The following is an 18832-nucleotide window of genomic DNA, read 5'->3' as shown; positions in this document are numbered from 1 at the left end:
CGACAGATGTACCAGAAGTTCGAGGCGTCTCGCGGGTTCCGGGGCGCGCCGTCGCCGCGCGACCGACAGCGCAAAGACCACCGCGCGGTAAGGGCCGACGATGAGCGAGGAGTCCGACCGTCCGAAGCCGAGCGACTTCGGAACCGACGAGAACGCCCCGCCGGTCGACGAAAAGCCCTACAAGATAATCTTCGAGGCGAACAAGTGCTTCGGGGCCGGCCGGTGCGCGGAGGTCGCCGACAACTGGGAGATGGACCTCGAAACCGGCCTCGCCCGCGCCAAATCGTACTTCGTCGGTGAGGACGAACTCGACGAAAACGTCGAGGCGGCGGAGGTCTGCCCGGCGAAGAAGGGCCGCGGCGTCATCCACGTCATCGACCGCCGAACCGACGAGGAGCTCTCGCCGGACCCCCACGGCGACGGGACGCTCTCGGTCGACTGGTAAAGCGAAAGCACTTTTCTCCCCCTCGAAGAACGGGAGAGTGCGCGGGGGTGGCTGAGCCAGGCCAAAAGCGGCGGACTTAAGATCCGCTCCCGTAGGGGTTCGCGAGTTCGAATCTCGTCCCCCGCATTTTCGTCGCCGAGCGACAGCGAGGCGTGAGAACAGGACGACGCGTTCGAACTAGGGAGCGTAGCGAACGGCGTGAGCGGAGCGAGTGGAGTTCGAATCTCGTCCCCCGCATTTTCGTCGCCGAGTGACGGTGAACCGAGCGACGCGTTCCCGCTCCGTCTCTGTCGCCCGGGTCCTCGTGGGACCGCCGACCACGTTATCTCGGTTCCCCGCCAACTGGTACGAATGGCTTCGACGCGTAGACACCGCTATTCGGAGGGACAAGGGTTCGGAGACCCCTACGACGGGTTCGGCCTCGACCCGCCGACGTATCGGGTCAACGGGCGACTCGTCGACCCGATGGACGACCACGTTCTCAGCGAGTTCGTGGACGCGGCGGGAATCGACCCCGAGGCGGTCGACCCGGCGGCGCTCGTCGAGGTCGGACTGGCCTACGTCGCCATCGAGGAGTACGAGCAGGCTATCGACAGTTTCGGACGGGCGGTCGCCTACGCCGACGCGGACGCCTCTGACGCCCGGGCGTGAGAGAGGGAGGCGAGTAGGGCCGCACCCGCAAATATTTTGACAGTTCGGATAATGAGATGTAATTAGACCGTGTCACCCGGACTCCTCATCACGCGTTTCGACGCCACGCTCCTCGGCATGGCCGTCTGTCTCCTCGCCGGGGCCGTCGCCGGCGTCCTGTCCGCGCTGCCGACGGCGCTGGCCGCGGGCGGCGGTGCGACCGGGGCCGCCGCCCTCGCACTCGGGGTCACCGTGAGCGAACTGTAACGATTCTCGGAACTCGTCTTCGGTGAGAGCGGCGCATATCGGGTCCCTCTGCTATCAGAACTGATAGTTAGCGGGACAACGCTTTACGTCGGTCTCTTGCTACCGAGTGGCATGAAGTTCGCCACGCTGGTTCCGAGGGTACTCAGGCGGAGTTACCTCCGGAAATTTCTGTTCGTTATCCTCCTCGTGGCCGCGGTGATGGGCGGGTTCGGCCTGTACGTCTCAGACGTGGTCGGGACCGAGGTTCGATTCGAGCGCGCGCGAATACGAGCCGGCGGCTCTCCGGTGTGAGTTTTGCGAGAAAGGGATAGGCAGCCGCACGGGAGCGGCCCGCGCGGCAAATGCCGCCCTAGATTGGTCCCCGCTGACGCTTCGGCCCTCCAAAGCGAAGCGTCACCTGAACGGAGTGCCGCGAGATACTTAAACGTGCCGCCATTCACCCAAAACCGCCGCAGGCGGGCGATTCGGGAGCGCTCGCGACGCAACGGGCTTTTCTCCCGTCGGGACCTTCGTCCGGGCATGAGCGAAGACGACATCCCCGGTCGAGTCCGCCGCGCGTTCGGCGACCACGGGTCGTTCGAGCGGGTCGATGACCGAACCTTCGAGTCCGTGACGACGCCGTTCGACGGCACCGTCGGCGTCGCGGCGCAGGACAGCGGCCGCGTCGAGTTCGACGTGGAGGTGCGTGTCCCGATGCTCTCGGCGGTCGCAGACGACGTGGCCCCAGTGGTCGAAGACGGCTGGTACGAGACGTTCGAACTCCGCCTCGAAGACGTGGGCGGCGTCGTCGCCGGCGACCACGACCTCGACCCCGACGTGACTCGCGCGGGCGACGAGGCGGTCGTTCGGGCGAGCTTTGCCGACATCAACGAGCGCCGCGGCGTCGACGACGCCGGCGCGGTCATCGACTACGTCGAAGGCACGTTCGTCGAGGGCATCATCCCCGGCTACGACTACGGCGAACCGGTGACGAGCCTCATTCAGAACGCGAAAGACGCCGCCGGCGCGGGCTTCTGAAGAACAAGTCGGTGACAGTCGGTCGAGCCGGGGCGGACCGCCGCGTGGCGACGCGCCGACTCAGTCCATCGCGATGTACGTCTGGGTGTCTTCGATGCCCGCCACCGACTGGATGCCACCGGCGATGCCCTTCACGTCGGCGGGCGAGTCAACCTCGACTTTCACGATGAAGTCCACGTCGCCGGCGACGATGTGCGCGCTGACGATGCCGTCGGAGACGGCCAAGAGGTCCTGTTTCAGCTGGTCGATGCCGTCGGAGACGGGCGCGGCCTTGACCATGATGTAGGCGTAGACCATCGTCACGCACCCCCCGCCGCGGTGACGACCTCGTCGCCGACGAGCAGTTGTCGCACGTCGTTGAGTACGTCGAAGTCCGCGAGGACGGCCACGCGGTCGCCCGTCTCCAGCGAGTCGTCCGAAAGCGGGATGCCCATCGGCCCGTCTTTCTTCCCGAACGCGAGGATGCGGGCGTTCGCCGGGAGCGCAACCTCTTCGATACTGTACCCGTTCATCGGTGACTCTTCCGTCACCGTCACGAGGATGACCTGCAAGTGTTGGGCGATATCCGCGATGGCGCGGATGGAGCCGCCGAGAAGCGCGTTCTTCGCGCCGATAGCGCCGAGGCGCTCGGGGTAGACGATTTCGTCGACCTCCTTGGCGTACTTCTGGTACACCTCCTCGCGGTAGTCCTCGTCGACCCGGAGCACCGTCCGACAGCCGAAGTGCTTGCCGATCATGCAGGCCGCGAAGTTCACGTTGAGGTCGGCGGTGAGCGCGCCGAGGGCGTCGGCCGCCTCGATGCCGGCGTCGACGAGCACCTCCTCGCGGGAGCCGTCGCCTTCGACCACCTCGAAGTTCGCCTCGCGGGCCCGCTTGAGCCGGTCGCGGTCCAACTCCACCAGGACGATATCGTGACCCTCCTCGCGGAGGACGCGAGCGGTGCGCAGCCCAACCCGTCCAGCACCAATGATAACGAACCGCATGATAAGACGGTATGTCGGCGGAGGCAAATAACCTTCCCCCGGCTCGGACGAACGGGCCGCGCTCGGTCGAAGCAAGGCTTTTGACGACTGTGGTAGAATATCTCACGCATGGTTCACGCGTTCATCATGGTGAAGACCGGAGCCGGCGAGTCGGAACAGTTGCTCGGTCCCATCCGCGACTTCGAGACGGTGACCGAGGCCCACATCGTCGCGGGCGCGTACGACATCATCGCGGAGGTCGACACCGACGCGGTCTACGAGGTGCTGAAGACCGCGTCGAGCCGCGTGCAGGGGTTAGAGGGCGTCGCAGACACGAAGACGTACATCTCGCTGGACGACTGAGACGACTCGCCGCGGCTCAGCGCTCGATGTCGAACGGGCCGTTGCGCTCGACGAACGCGACGTGTTCCTCGCGCTGGCGGGCGAGTTCGGGCGGCAGTTCCTCGTAGACGTTGTCGAACAGCTCGTCGGTCCCCGGTTCGGGCGTCGCCTCGGCGCGCTCGACGGCCTCGCGCAGTTCCTCGTCGGCGTCGTCGCGCATGGCGTCGAGCGCCGCGTCGTCGACGACGCCCGCCTCGCGGCAGAACGACTCGAAGCGGTCGAGGGGGTCGCGCGTCCGCCAGTCGGGGAGGTCCGGCTCGTCGTCGCGGTAGCGCGAGGGGTCGTCGGCGGTCGTGTGCGGCCCCTGCCGGTAGGTGAGGCTCTCGATGAGCACCGGCTCCCCGGCGCGGGCCTTCTCGAAGCCGCGCTCGACGGCCTCCCTGACCGCGAGGGGGTCGTTGCCGTCGACCTGCATCCCGTCCATCCCGTAGGCGTCGGCCTTCGCCGCGATGGACTCGCTTGCGGTCTGGCGCTCGCGGGGGAGCGAAATCGCCCAGCCGTTGTTCTCGCAGAAGAAGACGACCGGCGCGTCGAAGACGCCGGCGAAGTTCAGCCCCTCGTGGAAGTCGCCCTCGGAGGTCGCGCCGTCACCGAAACAGACCAGCGCCGCGCGGTCGTCGCCGCGGTAGTTCGCGGCCATGCCGACGCCGGCGGCGTGGGGAATCTGCGAGGCGATGGGGACCGCCTGCGGGAACACCGGCACGTCGTGGTCCGAGGCGTACTCGGCGTGACCGCGCCGAAAGAGGAGGATGTCGCTCGGCGGCACGCCGCGGGCGAGTTGGAGGGCGTTCGACCGATACGTCGGCAGCAACACGTCGTCGTCGCGCATGGCGTGGGCGGCCCCGATTTGCGAGGCCTCCTGTCCGCGGAAGGGCGGATAGCCGCTCATCCAGCCGCGTCGCTGGAGGGCGAGTGCGCGCTCGTCGAACCGTCGCGCTCGAATCATGTCGCGGAGGGCGGCGCGGGCGTCGTCTGCGGTGAACTCCGTATCGTCCAGCCCGCGCTCTGCGATGAGTCGGTGCATGGCGGTGAGTCACGGTCCTTCGTGATAAACGTCACCCGTTGCGGGGGCGGACCCGGCTGGCGGTTCGACCGACGGCGGCGCGGGACGAGCGGGCCGCCGAGAGCGACAGGCCAAAGACCACCGCCTCCCTACGTCGGCTATGGTCTCGGTGGTCAACCTCGTGCTCATGGGCGCGCTCATCGTCCTCCACACGCTCATCGCGGCGGTCATGACCCGCTTTTTCCGCCTGCGGTTGAAGACGCAGTGGGGGTACATCCTGTACGCCCTGTTTCTGATTCCGCTCGTGCTACTCGTCTCGACGCTGGTGTTCTCCGGCGTCTTCGGCATCGGCGTGAACCTCGGCAGCCCCACGGCCGCTCTCGGCGTGATGATAGGGATGCCGCTCGCGCTCGGCTTTACCATCGACACGCTCTACGTCCCGCCGCCGGAGGAGTACGAGAACCTCCCGAACTCGCGGTGAACTGCGAGTCGGTCGGCGGCTACTGTTCCGCGAGAATCGCTTCGAGCGCCGCTTCGACCGCGTCGAGCACGTCCTCGGGCGACTGCGTCGCGTCGATGCGGACGAACCGCTCCGGTTCGGCCTCGACGAGTCGCTCGTAGTTCTCGCGCACGTCCGCGAGGTACGCCGCCTGTTCGAACTTGTTCGTCGCGCCGCTGCGCGCGGCGGCCGTCTCGGGGTCGACGTCGAGGTAGATAGTCTTGTCCGGCGGACGGGTGAACGCCGTGTGGATGCCTCTGATGTACTCCATCGGGCGTCTGAGGTCGCTGTCGCGCAGCGCGGCGGCCTGATAGGCGTACCGCGAGTCGGAGTAGCGGTCGGAGACGACGAGCTTCCCGTCGGCGAGGGCGGGTCGGACGACCCGCGAGAGGTGGTCGGCGTGGTCGGCGGTGAAGAGAAACAGCGTGGCGAGCGGGTCGGCGCCGTCGTCGTCGATGGCGCGGTTGACGGCCTCTCCGTACCACGAGTCCGACGTGGGCTCGCGCGTGAAGACGGCGTCGGGGTACGCGTCGTGGAGCGCCTCCCAGACGGTCGTCTTCCCGCTCCCGTCGAGCCCTTCGAGTGTGACGAGCATATCCTACCAACTCGGCGCTCCGGAAAAAGCGCGCCGAAGCGAGACGCCGCAATGATAATGTCAACGCGACCCGACATGTGTGGTGTGCCACCCGCCCGCGAGCGGTGGGACGACCTCCGTCCGAGCGAAAAGCCGTTCACCGTCGTCCGGTTCGACGAGAGCGTCCCCCCGACGGACGCGTCGTTCGCGACGAAGCAGACGGAGGTCGACCACCCGACCGACGCGCCCGACGACTGCCCCGACCCGTCCGAGGAGCTCGTCGTCTACGACCGAGTCGGTCGGATGGTGAAACGCACCGACGGACCGGTCGCGCCCTCGATACTGTTTTGAGCGCGGTCGCGGGCGGCGCGGGTGCGGGCCGGTGGCGCGGTCTGACGCGCCCGCCCGGAAGAGCGTCGTTCCCATCGGGGTGTTCTCCGGCGAAATCGACCCCGATTCCCCGTTAGCTTTACCCTCATTCCGCCGAATATTACGGCATGAAAGTCCTTGTTGTCGGCGGAAGCGGATTCATCGGGAGCCACCTCTGCCGCGAACTACAATCGCGGGGACACAGCGTGACCGCGATGTCGCGGAGTCCGAACAGCGAGGACCTCCCCGACGGCGTCGAAAAGGCGATGGGGGACGTGACGGACTACGACTCCATCGCGGGCGCGTTCGAGGGGAAAGACGCGGTCGTCAACCTCGTCGCGCTGTCGCCGCTGTTCGAACCGAGCGGCGGCAATCGAATGCACGACATCGTCCACTGGCAGGGGACCGAAAACGTCGTGAAGGCCGCGGAGGCCAACGACGTGCCCCGACTCGTCCAGATGAGCGCGCTCGGAGCCGACTCCGACGGCGACACGGCCTACATCCGCTCGAAGGGGAAAGCCGAGGGGGCGGTCAAGTCGTCCGGGCTCGATTGGGTCATCTTCCGGCCCTCGGTCGTCTTCGGAGACGGCGGCGAGTTCGTCTCCTTCACGAAGCGGCTCAAGGGGATGTTCGCGCCCGGCGTCCCGCTCTACCCGCTTCCCGGCAACGGGGAGACGCGGTTCCAACCCATCTGGGTCGGAGACCTCGTGCCGATGCTCGCGGACGCCGTCGAGGGCGACGACCACGCCGGCGAGACCTACCGCATCGGCGGCCCGGAAAAGCTCACGCTCCGCGAAATCACGGAGATGGTGTACGACGCCGAGAACAAGTCCATCACCATCGTTCCGCTGCCGATGGGTCTCGCGGGCGTCGGCCTGACCGTCCTCGGGGCGGTCCCCGGCTTCCCGATGGGGAAAGACCAGTACCGGTCGCTCCAGTTCGACAACACGACCGACCGGAACGACGTGGGCGTCTTCGGCGTCGACACCTCGTCGATGAAGACGCTCGGCGCGTATCTCGGCGAGCGAAACTGACACCGAAGTGACGACTCGGCGGCGTTAAGCAGCCGTGAACTGCGGCTCATTTTACCGGAATTGGCGGTTCTCACGGGATAACGACTGATTAACACCGGTTTCGAGTCGCCGCGTTCCGCCGATAATCTGATGGTGGTTCGACACGTCCCCATCACAACGCTTATGTCCGCGTTCGTACTGCAATTCACGCAATGGCGAGGGGACTGAACCTATGAAGCTCGCAATGATCGGATTCGGGCAAGCCGGGGGAAAAGTAGTCGACAAGTTCGTCGAGTACGACCGGGAACGCAACGCCGGAATCGTCCGCGCTGCGGTCGCGGTGAACTCCGCAAAAGCCGACTTGCTCGGACTGAAGAACATCCCGAAGGACCAGCGCGTCCTCATCGGCCAATCCCGCGTGAAGGGACACGGCGTCGGTGCGGACAACGAACTCGGTGCCGAAATCGCCGAGGAGGACATCGACGAGGTACAGGGTGCCATCGACAGCATCCCCGTCCACGAAGTCGACGCCTTCCTCGTCGTGTCCGGGCTCGGTGGCGGCACCGGCTCCGGCGGCGCGCCGGTCCTCGCGAAACACCTCAAGCGCATCTACACCGAACCCGTCTACGGGCTCGGCATCCTGCCGGGGTCCGACGAGGGTGGTATCTACACGCTCAACGCCGCGCGCTCCTTCCAGACGTTCGTCCGCGAGGTCGACAACCTCCTCGTGTTCGACAACGACGCCTGGCGGAAGACCGGTGAGTCGGTACAGGGGGGATACGACGAGATCAACGAGGAGATCGTCAACCGGTTCGGCGTGCTCTTCGGAGCTGGCGAAGTCCAAGACGGACAGGAAGTCGCGGAGTCCGTCGTCGACTCCTCGGAGATTATCAACACGCTGGCCGGCGGCGGCGTTTCGACGGTCGGCTACGCCTCCGAGGGGGTCGAGCCGCGGAAGAACAACGGCGGCGGCCTCCTGTCTCGGCTGACGGGCGGCGACGAGCCCGACGACAATCTCGACACCGCCCACACGACCAACCGAATCACGAGCCTCGTCCGCAAGGCCGCGCTCGGTCGGCTCACGCTCCCGTGTGAAATCGAAGGCGCGGAGCGCGCGCTGCTCGTGCTCGCTGGTCCGCCGGAGCATCTGAACCGGAAAGGCATAGAGCGCGGGCGGAAGTGGATCGAGGAGCAGACCGGTTCCATGGAAGTTCGCGGCGGCGACTACCCCATCCCGGGCGCGGAGAAGGTGGCGGGTGTCATCCTTCTGTCGGGCGTGACGAACGTCCCGCGCATCAAGGAGCTGCAGCAGGTCGCCATCGAAGCACAGGATAACATCGAAGAGATCCGTCAAGAGAGTGATTCGAATCTGGAGACCCTCATAAACGATGACGAGGACGAACTGGAGTCGCTTTTCTAAGCTGGCGCTCGCGCTCGTCGTACTCCTGTCGGCCTTCGCAGGGCAGGCAGGGGCGGTGAGCGTCGCGTCCGACGACGTCCCCGACGAGGCGCAGGTCGGTTCGCAGGTGACCGCGTCGGTCACCCTCGAAGAGCTGTACCGGAGCCCACAACTCGAATCGTGGACGCTCGCGGGCCAGACCGACCTGGAGGACGTGACGTGGACCGTCGCGTACTACGACCAGACGGGCGCGAGAGTCGACCAGCAGTCCTTCGACGGGCAGAACTTCAGCGGCGCGCAGATCGCCACTGCCGACGGGACGAGCGAAGTGGAGGTCACCGTAACGGGAATCGTTCCCGAAGTGGAGTCGTTCAGCTACGACCCCGCACAGACGTTCACGATAATCTCGCTCGACCAGACCCGCGAAGGCGGCTCCAGTAACGATATCGACTCGTGGTCGGTCCACCACTACACCGAAGAAAGCGCCGCCGCGCGCGACGAACTCGACAGCGCGCGGGACGCGATTGAGCGTGCGAGTGGGGCCAACACGCAACAAGCCGAGCAGACGTTTGCCAACGCTGTCGAAGCGTTCAACGGCGAGGAGTTCAATCTCACGACGAACCTCGCCAACGAGGCGGAGACGAGCGCAAACCAGGCCCGGCAGTCGAGTCAGACGACCCAACTGCTCATCTACGCGGCGGGCGGTCTGCTCGTCGTCGCGCTCATCGTCGGTGGATTCCTCTACTGGCGGTCCCAGCAGACGACCTACGACAAACTGGGCTGATTCCCCGTGCGAGTCGTCGTTCCCTTCGGGGGACGCGATCCGAAGACCCGACTCGCCCCGTTTTTCGACGCCGACGAGCGACGCGAGTTCGCCGTCTCGATGCTCCGCGACGTGCTCGACGCGGTCCGCGCGGTCGGCGGCGACCCGGCGGTCGTCGCGGACGCGCCCGTGACCGTCGACGCGCCCGTCACCGTGGACGACCGACCGCTCACCGAAGTCGTCGGCGGCGAACTCGACGACCTCGGCGGCGGCCCCGTCGCGGTCGTCATGGCCGACCTCGCGCTCGCGACGCCCGCGGCGCTGTCGCGGCTGTTCGAAACCGACGCCGACGTGGTCGCCGCGCCCGGCCTCGGCGGAGGGACGAACGCGCTCGTCGTCCGCCACCCCGAGTTCTCCGTGGACTACCACGGCGCGTCCATTCTCGACCACCGACGAATCGCCCGCGACGCCGGCTGTTCGTTCGCCGAGGTGGACTCGATGCGACTCGCCGTCGACGTGGACGAGCCGAGCGACCTCGTCGAAGTGCTCGTCCACGGCGAGGGGCGGGCCCGCGAGTGGCTGGTCGACGCCGGCGTCCGGCTCGCACGCGGGTCCGGTCGGGTCGAGGCCGTCCGCGAGCGCCGATAGGACCTTAACGGTCCGCGATAAACAGTGTCTGGCGCGGTTGTCCGTCTGCCCGGCGGGAACTGAGGCAACGTGCGCCGCGCGCTCCCGCGTCGCGAAGACGACGCGAGAGTCGAAGTGGAGTCCGAACGTCGCGACGACGACGCGAGTCTCACTCGCAACCAACTCGGGGCGAGCGCCTGACGGCGCTTCGGACGGGCCGGAGACGTGTCTGGCACCAACTATCCGGTCCCGAACTCGACTTCCGCGCTTCGGTCTCGACGCCGCCGTATCGCCGCGAATGACACGCTTTTAGTGGTTCGTCACGCACCGAGAGATATGTTCACGGGTGCCGACGAGTACGGAGTCGACCTGACTATCGACGATGCCGACGTGGAGCGACTGCTCGCCGTTACCCCCGACGACGCCGACCCGCCGGCGTCGCTTTCGTTCTCGCGGAACGTCTTCGTCCCGCTGACGACCGCCTGTCGGTACACCTGCACCTACTGCACCTACTACGACGTGCCCGGCGAGGCGACGCTCATGTCGCTCGACGAGGTCCGCGAGGTGGTCCGCACGGGCGCGGACGCCGGCTGCACGGAGGCGCTGTTCACCTTCGGAGACGCCCCCGACGAGCGCTACACGGAGATTCACCGCCAACTCGACGAGTGGGGCTACGACGACATCCTCGACTACCTCGCGGCGGCCTGCGAAGTCGCGCTCGACGAGGGCCTGCTCCCGCACTCGAACCCCGGCGACCTGACCCGCGAGGCGTTCGCTGACCTCGCGCCCCTGAACGCCAGCATGGGCGTGATGCTGGAGACGACCGCCGACGTGGCCGCCCACTCGGGCAGTCGGCGGAAGACGCCGGGCCAGCGGCTCAACACCATCCGCGCCGCGGGCGAGGTGGGCGTCCCCTTCACGACGGGCATCCTCGTCGGCATCGGCGAGACGTGGCGCGACCGGGCCGAGAGCCTGCTGGCCATCCGCGCGCTCCACGAGCGCTACGGCCACGTCCAGGAGGTCATCGTCCAGAACGTCGTCCCCAACGAGCGGTCGGACTACGAGCGCCCGTCGCTCGACACGATGCGCCGGGTCGTGGCGATGGCGCGGGTCGCGCTCCCCGAGGAGGTGTCGGTGCAGGTGCCGCCGAACCTCTCGGCGGCGGCCGACCTCGTCGCCTGCGGCGTCGACGACCTCGGCGGCGTCTCGCCGGTCACGGACGACTACGTCAACCCCGACTACGAGTGGCCCGCGCTCCGGGAACTCGCAGACATCGCCGACGAGGCGGGCGTCCCGCTCCGCGAGCGACTGCCGGTCTACGAGCGGTTCCTGCCGAACGGGGCGCTCGGACCGGCGGACGAACCCGGCGAGAGCGGCGGCGCGCCCGCGGCCGCGCCGGACCGCGAGTGGCTCCGCGGCCCGATTACCGACCGGCTCGCCGCCGACGACGTTCACGGACGGCGGTTCCGAAACGTCGCCCGCGGCGACGGCCCGCTGTCGATTCCGCGGTGAGAGCGACGCCGCGTCGGCCGACCGTGTGGTCGTCTGCTACCGACGACGACCGAGAACTGAGTAGAGCGCGACGACCGCGGCGGTCACGGCGGGCGCGCGCCCCGAGAGTTGGGGCACGCGTTTTCTGACGAGTGTGTAGATGACGCCGACGGCGAGGCTGACGAGGAGAACCCCTCGCGAGTCGCCGCCGAGCGTCAGGAGGCCCGGCACCGACAGCGCCGCGGCGAGCGCGAGGTCGCCGGGAGAGCCGTCGTAGGCGGCGAGGCGGCGGGGTTCGACCCAGCCGCCGAGGCTGCGGACGTAGACGCCGCGGTCGGTCCGCGCCTCCCACGGACGAGCCTCGCTGCTGCCGCCGAGGTAGTCGGCCGCGCAGTGGAGCGCCGCCGCGACGAACCCGGTCGCCGCGGCCGCGGCCAGCGGGTCGCCGGTGACGACCGCGACCGCGCCGAACCCGACCGAGCCGCCGACGAACGCCTCGACCTGATGGAGCGTCCTACGGTGGACGCCGACGACCATGTCGAGGTCGGGGAAGACGCCGCCGACGAGCGCCGCCGCGACGACGAGCGGCGCGGCCGCGGGGGCGACGACCGCGACGGCGGCGGCGAGCGCGAGGCTCATCGCCACGTGCGTCGGGGCCATCACGGGGCGACCACCTCCCGAGCCGGTCGGAGCCGTCGAGTCGTCATCGCTTCGACCACTCGGCGACCGAGACGTATGAGTTTCGTGGTTGCGCCGAGCGCTCGCGGGCGCGGCGGGTCACGCAGACGCCGCGCCTCAGATGCCGAACCACTCGGGCATCCGCTTTCTGAAGCCCGTGTAGAACAGCGCGACGGCGACGCCGACCGCGATGGCGACCCGGACGCCGCCGGAGAAGGCGAGGAAGCCGGGGACCGAAAACAGGAGCGTCAGCGCGAGGTCCTCTGGCGCGCCGTCGTAGCGGACGAGATAACGGGGGCGGAGCCACCGCTTCGCGGGATGGACGTACACCGCGCGGTCGGAGGTGCGGTCCCACGGCCGGAGTTCGCCGCCCGCGCCGAGCCAGTCGGACGCGGAGTGGAGCCCCGCCGAGAGGCAGAAAAAGGCGACGCCGACGGTGAGCGTCGAAGGCGAGACGGCGGCGACGCCCCCGAAGACCGCGGCGGCGACGCTGTAATAGACGGGGAAGTGCAGCGTCTTGCGGTGGACGCCGACGAAGAGGTCCACGTCGGGGAAGACGCCGCCGACGAGCGCGCCGACGGCCGCCGCTGTGGCGAGGTCGGGCGCGACCCAGACCAGCGGCGCGGCGAGGGTCAGCCCCACGGCCGCGTGGGTGGTCGCCATCATCTCAGTCGTCTGCGGTCGCCGGGTCGCGGCGGCCGTCGAGCAGGGGCGTCCCGTCGGCGCGCGGGCCGAGCGTCGGGCCGTGCGGGCCGTCGTCGGGGTCGATTGGCCGGCGGGTCCGGTAGTCGGTCGAGCGCTCGACCGGCCGGCGGCCGATGGCGGTTATCATGTCGACGTAGTCGTCGAACGAGCGGAACTCGCCGAAGCCGCCGCCGGCGCGCTTCGTTATCTCCTCGGAGAGAATCGTCCCCATCAGGTCGTCCGCGCCGCAGTTGAGGAGCTTCAGCGCCTTCGCGTTCCCGAACTTCACCCACGACGACTGGATGTGGTCGACGTTGTCGAGGTAGAGCCGCGCGACGGCGACCATCAGTTCGTCCTCGTCGTCGGACGCGCCGCCGGTCACGAGGCCGCGGTCGTACAGCGGCGTGTTCTGGTGGATGAACGACAGCGGGACGAACTCGGTGATGCCGCCGTAGCGGTCTTGCAGGTCGCGAATCACGTCGAGGTGGAGCACGCGGTGTTTCTCGGTCTCGACGTGGCCGTACATGATGGTCGCCGTCACGTCGAGGCCGGCTTCCATCGCGCCCTCCATCCCGGCGACCCACTCGTCGGTGCCGATTTTGCCGGGGCAGATAACCTCGCGCACCTCGGGGACGAGAATCTCCGCGGCGGTGCCGGGCGCGCTGGCGAGGCCGGCGTCGGCGAGGCGGCGGTAGACCTCCTCGTAGCTCCAGTCGGTGCCGCGCTTGGCGTGATGGGCCTCTTCCGGCGTCATCGAGTGGACGTGCGCGCCGGCGGCCGACATAGCAGAGAGCTGTTCGGCGTAGCTCGCGGGGTCGGTGTCGTACGCCTCGGGCGGCTTGTAGTTCACCTCGGCGGCGGGGTTGTCGTAGGCTTCGAGAATCTCGCGGTGTTCCTCGTCGAGCACGAGCGCGGGGTGGAGGCCGGAGACGGACGTGACCTCGTAGATGCCCATCTCGACCGCGTCGGCGACGATGTCGCGGGACTCGGCGGGCGTCTTCGTGAAGCCGCCGTGGTCGGCGTCGGAGTCGGCCTCGAACAGGTGGGCGGTGTTCTTGAAGTTACAGAACAGACACCCCGTGTTGCAGGCCGTCGTCACGTTGTTGTTGAGGTTGGCGACGAACGTCACGTCGTTTCCGACCATCTCGGCGCGCCGCCGGTCGGCGGCTTCGAGCACGAGTTCCTTGCGTTCGGGGTCGATTCCCTCGCGGTCGGTCCCCGTCGTGATGAGTTCGACGCCGTCGTCGACCGTGAGGCGCTCGCCCGCTCGCGCCTTCGCTAAGGCGTTCTCGAACGACTGGTCTGTCTCCGGGACGTGTTCGAACCCGAAGTCGTGGGCGGCACCAGACATGCTCGTTGGCAACGCGCCACGGTCGTAAAAACGGGGCGGTACCGGAACTCCGGCCGCCGGATACAGCGGGACGCCGCGGGACGCCGCGGAGAAAGCGTTAGGCCCTCCCGCCGTGTTGGGTCGCACATGGAACACTCCCCGACTTCGGCGACCGAGTCGGCTCTCGACGACGGAGGAGAGAGCCTGCTGTTTTCGGCCCTCGTCGGCGCGGTCGCCAGCGTCGTCCTCTCGCCGCTTCCTGGGTCGACCGTCCTCGGCGGGGCACTCGCCGGCTACCTGACCGGAAGCGACCGCGAACTGGGCGTGAAATCCGGCGCGGTCTCGGGGCTGTTCGTGAGCCTCGTCGGGACGGTCCTCGGCGTCGTCGTCCTCGGGTTCTTCAGCATCTTCGCCATCGGCGTCACCCCGTTCGAGTTGGGCTTCGGCCTCGGCATCCTCGGCATCGTCATCGTCGCGCTGTTCGGCCTCCTCGCGCTGCTCGTCTACACCGTCGGCCTCGGCGCGCTCGGCGGCTACCTCGGCGCGTACCTCCACGAGGAGTTCGCCTGAGTCCGGGTCGCTCCGACCCGCCACTCAGCCACCGGCACCGACGCCGGTGAACTCGAAGCGAGCGCCGCCCGCGGCGCTTTCCTCCACCGAAACCGTCCAGCCGTGCGCGTCGACGACGTTCGAGACGATTGTCAGCCCGAAGCCGATGCCCGCGGTGCCGGTCGAAAAGCCGGTGTCGAAGATGCGCGAGCGGAGTTCGGGGGGGACGCCCGCGCCGTCGTCTTCGACGTAGAAACCGTCGTCGAGCGCGCCGACGGTGACGGTGACGCGGTCCTGCCCGCCGTCGGCAGACCCGGATTCGTCCGGCGAGCCGTGTTCGACAGCGTTCCGCATCAGGTTCTCGAACAGTTGGTGGAGCCGGCCCGCGTCGGCGACGACGGTCCGGTCGGACGCGACGACGAGCGCCGCGTCCCCGGTTTCGACGTGATCCCAGCACCGCTCTGCGGTCTCCGCGAGAGAGACCGGCGTCGTGGCGAACGCGTCGGTGCCCTGTCGCGCGAGCACGAGCAGTTCCTCCGTCAGCGCGGTCATCCGGTCGTGGGCCCGCGCCACCGCCGCGAGGTGGTCGTTGTCGATTTCCTCGCGGGCGAGGTCGAGGTGGCCCGTGGCGACCGAAAGCGGGTTGCGGAGGTCGTGCGAGACGACGCTCGTGAACTCGTCGAGTCGGCGGTTCTGGGCTTCCATCTCGCGTTCGATGTCCCGGCGCGCCGTGATGTCCGTGTACACCGCGTATATCGTGTCCTCGCCGACCGGGACCGACCGGAGGAGGAAGTCCCGCTCGCCGTTCGCGGTCTGTCTGCGCACCTCCGTCTGGACGAAGTCGCCGGCGCGGACCATCTCGGTGAGCTTCGCGGCCTCGTCGAGACGGTCGTCCGGCGCGACCACGTCGTCGATGGCGCGGCCGACGACCTCGGATTCGTCGTAGCCGAACGTCGCCTCGAACGCCGGGTTCACCGCGCGGATGACGGACTCGCCGTCGACGAACTCCGAGTCGATGATGCAGTCGGCGCTGTTCTCGAACAGGGCGGCGTACTGGTCGCGTTCGACCCGAAGCCGGCGCTCGAAACTGAGCCGCTGGAGCGCCGCGTTCGTGTGGGCGACGAGCAGTTCCGCGAGTTCGAGATCGATTTCGTCGAACGCGCCGGTCTGCTCGGAGACCGCCTGAAACACGCCGAACGAACCGATAGCGACGCTGAGGCCGGAGCGGTAGTCACCGAACTCGGGGCGGCCGAACGCGTGGAGTTCCATGTCGACCGCGCGGTGGGACTCGCCGGTGCGGAACGTCTCGCCCATCGCGCCCGCGTCTTTCGGGACCGGTCGGAGTTCGCGGTCGGTCGGCGTCGACGACTGCGCCCGCGGGACGAACCGGTCCGCCTCGGCCGCGAAGGCGAAACAGATGTCGAGGTTGAGGATGCGCTCCGCGGCCTCGACGGTCTCCGCGTAGATGTCGTCGGCGTCGGAGACCGACGCGAGTCGCATGGCGACGCCGTGGAGCGACGTTATCTTCCGCTCGGTGCGCTGAATGCGGCGTTCGAGCCGGCTGACGATGTCGCGTTCGGTGCGCTGGGCCTCCGAACTCCGATAGCGGGCGACCGCCGCCCGAACCCGGTCGGCGAGGCGGTCGTAGGAGAGGGATTCGATGTCGCCGGAAACGCGGTGGGCGGCGGGGTCGTCCGCGAGTGCGTCACCGTCGCTCCCGTCGTCGCTCCCGCCGGAACCGAGGAGGACGACCGGCACGTCGGGATGGCGCTCGCGGACCAGCGCGACCACGTCGGCGGCGGTGTGTCGGCCGAACTGACCGGGAATCAAAAGGCAGTCGACCGTCCGGTCGACGACGCGTCCGAGGGCCGTCCCGAGGTCGAACTCGACGGTGACGGACACGTCGTGGCGGTCGAGCGCGGCCGCGACGGCGTCCGCCCGGGTGCGGTCGGGAGCGACGAAGAGAACGGACGGTGCCGTCCCCGCCGACGAACCCGGCGAGGGTGACCGAGTCATGCACCGACATGCTTGGGAGAGAGCATCAATTGATTGGTGAGTGCGACCGGCGGTTCGTGACAGTTGGCCGCCGGTAATCTGCCGCGAGTGAGGAGAACAGGGAGCCCGCTGTCCGACGACACCGACGCGTCGTCGCCCGAGGCGTCCGAGGCGGTCGACGCCGAGAGCCCGGGCGGGCGGCACCGGTCGCGCTCAGATTCGTTTTTCGACTTCGGGGAGGAACGCCGCGAGGTCGCCGCGGACGACCCGGTCGGCGCGGTCGTCGTACTGCGTCGCGTCGAAGTTGACGACGACGAGCGAGCCGACCTCGGCGGCCCGGCCGGCGAGACCCGCCGCGGGGTGAACCGTCAGCGACGAGCCGAGCGACAGGAACACGTCGGCGTCGCCGGCGAGGCGGTTCGCCTCGCTGTAAGCGACGCGGGGGAGGCGCTCGCCGAACAGGACGACGCCGGGCTTGAGCAGGCCGCCGCAGTCGTCGCACGTCGGCGGCGCGTCGCCGGCGCGGACCGTCTCGAACGCGGGGGCCGCGTCGGTTCGCGCGCCGCAGTCCTCGCAGACGACTTCGGCGGCGTTCCCGTGGAGTTCGACGACGCGGTCGGAGCCGGCCTCGCGGTGGAGGCCGTCGGTGTTCTGCGTCACGACCGCGTCGAGGACGCCCCGCGATTCGAGGGCCGAAAGCGCCTCGTGGCCGGAGTTCGGCTCGACGCCGTCGGGGAACATGCGCTCCTGTAAGTGGACGCGGTCGCGCCAGAAGCCGGCGGGGTCGTTGACGAAGCGGTCGCGGTGGAACGACGCCGGGTCGAACTCGGTCTCCCAGATGCCGTCGTCGCCGCGGAAGTCGGGGATGCCCGAGGCCGTGCTCATCCCCGCGCCGGTGAAGGCGACTGCGGTGTCGGCCTCGCGGAGTCGGCGGGCGACCCACGCGGCGTCTGATTCGAGGGCAGCGTCCATAGCCCAACGGACGGGCCAGCCGCGAAAAAGCGATACGATTCGCCCGGTAAGCGCATTCGTGCATAGATTGGTCGCGTATCCGACCGAGATACGCACGGAAGTGGAAGCTTCTTAGTGGGATGAGCCCAGAGGACGACCATGACCAGCGTGAAGGACTTCCGCGTCGAGGAGGAGCCGACGGCGACCGACCTCGGGCGGGGCCGCTTCGTCTTCTCGGACCGCTACTCCGTGTTCGACTGGGGCGAGATGCCCGACCACGTCCCGAACAAGGGCGCGAGCCTCTGTCTCATGGGCGCGTACAACTTCGAACTGCTCGACGTGAACCACGTCCCGACCCACTACCTCGGCGTGGTCGAAGACGGCGAGGTGAAGGAACTCGGTGAGTGCGAGTCGCCGCCGACGGAGATGGCCATCGAACTCACGCAGGTGCCCGACCTCCCGCACGCCGACGGCGCGTACGACTACGACGCCTACCACGAGGCCGCCGGCGACAACTACCTCATCCCGCTGGAAATCGTCTTCCGCAACACCGTCCCGGTGGGGTCGAGCCTCCGGCGGCGCGGCGACCCCGCCGACTACGGCCTCGAAATGGACGAGTGGCCCGACGAGGCCGTCTCGCTCCCCGAGCCGGTCGTGGAGTTCTCCACGAAGTACGAAGAACAGGACCGGTATCTCTCCCGCGCGGAGGCCGACGACATCGCCGGGAAAGTCGACCTCGACCGCCTCGAAGAGCTGGCGCTCGCCGTGAACCACGTGCTGACCGAACGCGCCGACGAAGCCGGCTTCGACCACGAGGACGGCAAAATCGAGTGTCTCTACCACGACGGCACCGTCAAGGTCGGCGACGTGGTCGGCACGTTCGACGAAAACCGGTTTTCCTACGGCGGCCAGCAGGTCTCGAAAGAGGTCGTCCGCCAGTACTACAAGCGCGTCCAGCCCGAGTGGGTCGAGGCCGTGAAAGACGCGAAGGCCGAGGCCATCGAGACGGGCGAGCCGAACTGGCGCGAGAACTGCGCGGTCGAACCCGACCGCCTGCCCGCCGACATCGTCGAGGCGCTGTCGGACCTCTACTGCGCCGGCACCAACGCCTACGTCGACCACGACTGGTTCGACGCCCCGACCATCGAGGACGCCGTGGCGCGCGTCCGCGACCTGTAACCGGG

At 68.4% G+C, this 18832-nt stretch carries 24 protein-coding genes and 1 tRNA gene; 16 read left to right on the top strand and 9 right to left on the bottom strand.

Going from position 1 to position 18832, the window contains the following annotated elements; all coding sequences use genetic code 11:
• Positions 1-100: 100 nt before the first annotated feature.
• The 6 genes from E4P24_RS11475 to E4P24_RS11450 all read left to right on the top strand — a co-directional run bounded on the left by E4P24_RS11475 (position 101) and on the right by E4P24_RS11450 (position 2359).
• Positions 101-445 carry a ferredoxin gene (locus E4P24_RS11475; RefSeq protein ID WP_004062684.1) on the top strand — a complete coding sequence of 115 codons (345 nt, stop codon included), beginning with the start codon at positions 101-103 and terminating at the stop codon, positions 443-445.
• A gap of 41 nt (positions 446-486) precedes the next feature.
• Positions 487-571: transfer RNA gene (locus tag E4P24_RS11470), tRNA-Leu, on the top strand.
• Positions 572-796: 225 nt separating this feature from the next.
• On the top strand, positions 797-1096 hold the full coding sequence (locus tag E4P24_RS11465; protein WP_004062685.1) for a hypothetical protein: 300 nt from the start codon (positions 797-799) through the stop codon (positions 1094-1096).
• A 69-nt stretch (positions 1097-1165) separates the two neighbouring features.
• Positions 1166-1342, top strand: coding sequence for a hypothetical protein (locus E4P24_RS11460; protein ID WP_004042107.1), 177 nt, complete (start codon positions 1166-1168; stop codon positions 1340-1342).
• Between the two features lie 111 nt (positions 1343-1453).
• Positions 1454-1633, top strand: a complete 180-nt coding sequence (locus E4P24_RS11455; RefSeq protein ID WP_115860956.1) for a hypothetical protein — start codon at positions 1454-1456, stop codon at positions 1631-1633.
• A gap of 228 nt (positions 1634-1861) precedes the next feature.
• A complete protein-coding gene (locus tag E4P24_RS11450) occupies positions 1862-2359 on the top strand; it encodes a DUF5813 family protein (protein WP_004062688.1) in 498 nt (165 codons plus the stop codon).
• Between the two features lie 60 nt (positions 2360-2419).
• On the opposite strand, the gene E4P24_RS11445 is transcribed toward E4P24_RS11450, so the two are convergent.
• Complete coding sequence (locus E4P24_RS11445; protein WP_004062689.1) at positions 2420-2656, bottom strand: Lrp/AsnC ligand binding domain-containing protein; 237 nt, start codon at positions 2654-2656, stop codon at positions 2420-2422.
• Between the two features lie 2 nt (positions 2657-2658).
• Positions 2659-3342 (bottom strand): TrkA family potassium uptake protein, encoded by a 684-nt coding sequence (locus E4P24_RS11440; protein WP_004062690.1) that lies wholly within the window; start codon positions 3340-3342, stop codon positions 2659-2661.
• A 108-nt stretch (positions 3343-3450) separates the two neighbouring features.
• Between E4P24_RS11440 and E4P24_RS11435 the strand changes: the two genes are divergently transcribed.
• Positions 3451-3684, top strand: a complete 234-nt coding sequence (locus E4P24_RS11435) for an Lrp/AsnC ligand binding domain-containing protein (RefSeq protein ID WP_004042102.1) — start codon at positions 3451-3453, stop codon at positions 3682-3684.
• Between the two features lie 16 nt (positions 3685-3700).
• Here E4P24_RS11435 and E4P24_RS11430 read toward each other — a convergent pair whose 3' ends face one another.
• Positions 3701-4747, bottom strand: coding sequence for a thiamine pyrophosphate-dependent dehydrogenase E1 component subunit alpha (locus E4P24_RS11430; RefSeq protein WP_004062691.1), 1047 nt, complete (start codon positions 4745-4747; stop codon positions 3701-3703).
• A gap of 139 nt (positions 4748-4886) precedes the next feature.
• Between E4P24_RS11430 and E4P24_RS11425 the strand changes: the two genes are divergently transcribed.
• The gene (locus tag E4P24_RS11425) at positions 4887-5207 is read left to right on the top strand and encodes a hypothetical protein (protein WP_004042100.1); all 321 of its coding nucleotides are present in this window, start codon (positions 4887-4889) and stop codon (positions 5205-5207) included.
• Positions 5208-5226: 19 nt separating this feature from the next.
• On the opposite strand, the gene tmk is transcribed toward E4P24_RS11425, so the two are convergent.
• Positions 5227-5820, bottom strand: coding sequence for a dTMP kinase (tmk, locus tag E4P24_RS11420; RefSeq protein ID WP_004042099.1), 594 nt, complete (start codon positions 5818-5820; stop codon positions 5227-5229).
• An 84-nt stretch (positions 5821-5904) separates the two neighbouring features.
• On the opposite strand from tmk, the gene E4P24_RS11415 reads away from it, so the two are divergent.
• The 6 genes from E4P24_RS11415 (at position 5905) to cofG (ending at position 11482) form a co-directional block, all read left to right on the top strand.
• Positions 5905-6150, top strand: a complete 246-nt coding sequence (locus E4P24_RS11415; protein WP_004062692.1) for a hypothetical protein — start codon at positions 5905-5907, stop codon at positions 6148-6150.
• A gap of 146 nt (positions 6151-6296) precedes the next feature.
• Positions 6297-7202 (top strand): complex I NDUFA9 subunit family protein, encoded by a 906-nt coding sequence (locus tag E4P24_RS11410; protein ID WP_013035592.1) that lies wholly within the window; start codon positions 6297-6299, stop codon positions 7200-7202.
• Positions 7203-7413: 211 nt separating this feature from the next.
• Complete coding sequence (locus tag E4P24_RS11405; RefSeq protein ID WP_004042096.1) at positions 7414-8601, top strand: tubulin/FtsZ family protein; 1188 nt, start codon at positions 7414-7416, stop codon at positions 8599-8601.
• The gene (locus E4P24_RS11400) at positions 8570-9364 is read left to right on the top strand and encodes a hypothetical protein (protein WP_049896265.1); all 795 of its coding nucleotides are present in this window, start codon (positions 8570-8572) and stop codon (positions 9362-9364) included. The genes E4P24_RS11405 and E4P24_RS11400 overlap by 32 nt, the downstream gene beginning before the upstream one ends.
• A gap of 6 nt (positions 9365-9370) precedes the next feature.
• A complete protein-coding gene (gene cofC, locus E4P24_RS11395; protein ID WP_004062695.1) occupies positions 9371-9991 on the top strand; it encodes a 2-phospho-L-lactate guanylyltransferase in 621 nt (206 codons plus the stop codon).
• Between the two features lie 315 nt (positions 9992-10306).
• Positions 10307-11482 (top strand): 7,8-didemethyl-8-hydroxy-5-deazariboflavin synthase subunit CofG, encoded by a 1176-nt coding sequence (gene cofG / locus E4P24_RS11390; protein ID WP_188148499.1) that lies wholly within the window; start codon positions 10307-10309, stop codon positions 11480-11482.
• A gap of 36 nt (positions 11483-11518) precedes the next feature.
• On the opposite strand, the gene E4P24_RS11385 is transcribed toward cofG, so the two are convergent.
• From E4P24_RS11385 to cofH, 3 genes are all read right to left on the bottom strand, one after another.
• The gene (locus E4P24_RS11385; RefSeq protein ID WP_115891461.1) at positions 11519-12121 is read right to left on the bottom strand and encodes a hypothetical protein; all 603 of its coding nucleotides are present in this window, start codon (positions 12119-12121) and stop codon (positions 11519-11521) included.
• A 135-nt stretch (positions 12122-12256) separates the two neighbouring features.
• Positions 12257-12805 carry a hypothetical protein gene (locus E4P24_RS11380; RefSeq protein WP_004042091.1) on the bottom strand — a complete coding sequence of 183 codons (549 nt, stop codon included), beginning with the start codon at positions 12803-12805 and terminating at the stop codon, positions 12257-12259.
• Between the two features lies 1 nt (position 12806).
• On the bottom strand, positions 12807-14174 hold the full coding sequence (cofH, locus tag E4P24_RS11375) for a 7,8-didemethyl-8-hydroxy-5-deazariboflavin synthase subunit CofH (RefSeq protein WP_006601276.1): 1368 nt from the start codon (positions 14172-14174) through the stop codon (positions 12807-12809).
• Between the two features lie 126 nt (positions 14175-14300).
• Here cofH and E4P24_RS11370 point away from each other — a divergent pair, with 126 nt between their 5' ends.
• Positions 14301-14723, top strand: a complete 423-nt coding sequence (locus E4P24_RS11370) for a DUF5518 domain-containing protein (RefSeq protein WP_188148498.1) — start codon at positions 14301-14303, stop codon at positions 14721-14723.
• A gap of 24 nt (positions 14724-14747) precedes the next feature.
• Here E4P24_RS11370 and E4P24_RS11365 read toward each other — a convergent pair whose 3' ends face one another.
• Both E4P24_RS11365 and E4P24_RS11360 read right to left on the bottom strand, forming a co-directional pair.
• A complete protein-coding gene (locus E4P24_RS11365) occupies positions 14748-16718 on the bottom strand; it encodes an ATP-binding protein (protein WP_115860964.1) in 1971 nt (656 codons plus the stop codon).
• Between the two features lie 192 nt (positions 16719-16910).
• Entirely contained in the window at positions 16911-17669 is a 759-nt protein-coding gene (locus E4P24_RS11360) for a Sir2 family NAD-dependent protein deacetylase (RefSeq protein ID WP_115860966.1), read from the bottom strand.
• Between the two features lie 138 nt (positions 17670-17807).
• Here E4P24_RS11360 and E4P24_RS11355 point away from each other — a divergent pair, with 138 nt between their 5' ends.
• On the top strand, positions 17808-18827 hold the full coding sequence (locus tag E4P24_RS11355) for a phosphoribosylaminoimidazolesuccinocarboxamide synthase (protein ID WP_188148497.1): 1020 nt from the start codon (positions 17808-17810) through the stop codon (positions 18825-18827).
• Positions 18828-18832 lie beyond the last annotated feature (5 nt).

Origin of the sequence: Haloferax sp. AS1 (assembly GCF_014530665.1) — an archaeon.
Classification (GTDB): Archaea; Halobacteriota; Halobacteria; order Halobacteriales; family Haloferacaceae; genus Haloferax; species Haloferax volcanii.
This window is presented reverse-complemented; position numbering and strand designations above follow the sequence as displayed.

Coding starts and splice junctions, on each gene's coding strand:
- E4P24_RS11455 (WP_115860956.1), top strand. CDS start 1,454: ATGAAGTTCGCCACGCTGGTTCCGAGGGTACTCAGGCGGAGTTACCTC.
- E4P24_RS11475 (WP_004062684.1), top strand. CDS start 101: ATGAGCGAGGAGTCCGACCGTCCGAAGCCGAGCGACTTCGGAACCGAC.
- E4P24_RS11355 (WP_188148497.1), top strand. CDS start 17,808: ATGACCAGCGTGAAGGACTTCCGCGTCGAGGAGGAGCCGACGGCGACC.
- cofG (WP_188148499.1), top strand. CDS start 10,307: ATGTTCACGGGTGCCGACGAGTACGGAGTCGACCTGACTATCGACGAT.
- E4P24_RS11410 (WP_013035592.1), top strand. CDS start 6,297: ATGAAAGTCCTTGTTGTCGGCGGAAGCGGATTCATCGGGAGCCACCTC.
- E4P24_RS11405 (WP_004042096.1), top strand. CDS start 7,414: ATGAAGCTCGCAATGATCGGATTCGGGCAAGCCGGGGGAAAAGTAGTC.
- tmk (WP_004042099.1), bottom strand. CDS start 5,820: ATGCTCGTCACACTCGAAGGGCTCGACGGGAGCGGGAAGACGACCGTC.
- E4P24_RS11440 (WP_004062690.1), bottom strand. CDS start 3,342: ATGCGGTTCGTTATCATTGGTGCTGGACGGGTTGGGCTGCGCACCGCT.
- E4P24_RS11370 (WP_188148498.1), top strand. CDS start 14,301: ATGGAACACTCCCCGACTTCGGCGACCGAGTCGGCTCTCGACGACGGA.
- E4P24_RS11445 (WP_004062689.1), bottom strand. CDS start 2,656: ATGGTCTACGCCTACATCATGGTCAAGGCCGCGCCCGTCTCCGACGGC.
- E4P24_RS11365 (WP_115860964.1), bottom strand. CDS start 16,718: ATGACTCGGTCACCCTCGCCGGGTTCGTCGGCGGGGACGGCACCGTCC.
- E4P24_RS11360 (WP_115860966.1), bottom strand. CDS start 17,669: ATGGACGCTGCCCTCGAATCAGACGCCGCGTGGGTCGCCCGCCGACTC.
- E4P24_RS11425 (WP_004042100.1), top strand. CDS start 4,887: ATGGTCTCGGTGGTCAACCTCGTGCTCATGGGCGCGCTCATCGTCCTC.
- E4P24_RS11465 (WP_004062685.1), top strand. CDS start 797: ATGGCTTCGACGCGTAGACACCGCTATTCGGAGGGACAAGGGTTCGGA.
- E4P24_RS11430 (WP_004062691.1), bottom strand. CDS start 4,747: ATGCACCGACTCATCGCAGAGCGCGGGCTGGACGATACGGAGTTCACC.
- E4P24_RS11435 (WP_004042102.1), top strand. CDS start 3,451: ATGGTTCACGCGTTCATCATGGTGAAGACCGGAGCCGGCGAGTCGGAA.
- E4P24_RS11450 (WP_004062688.1), top strand. CDS start 1,862: ATGAGCGAAGACGACATCCCCGGTCGAGTCCGCCGCGCGTTCGGCGAC.
- E4P24_RS11400 (WP_049896265.1), top strand. CDS start 8,570: ATGACGAGGACGAACTGGAGTCGCTTTTCTAAGCTGGCGCTCGCGCTC.
- E4P24_RS11385 (WP_115891461.1), bottom strand. CDS start 12,121: ATGGCCCCGACGCACGTGGCGATGAGCCTCGCGCTCGCCGCCGCCGTC.
- cofH (WP_006601276.1), bottom strand. CDS start 14,174: ATGTCTGGTGCCGCCCACGACTTCGGGTTCGAACACGTCCCGGAGACA.
- E4P24_RS11380 (WP_004042091.1), bottom strand. CDS start 12,805: ATGATGGCGACCACCCACGCGGCCGTGGGGCTGACCCTCGCCGCGCCG.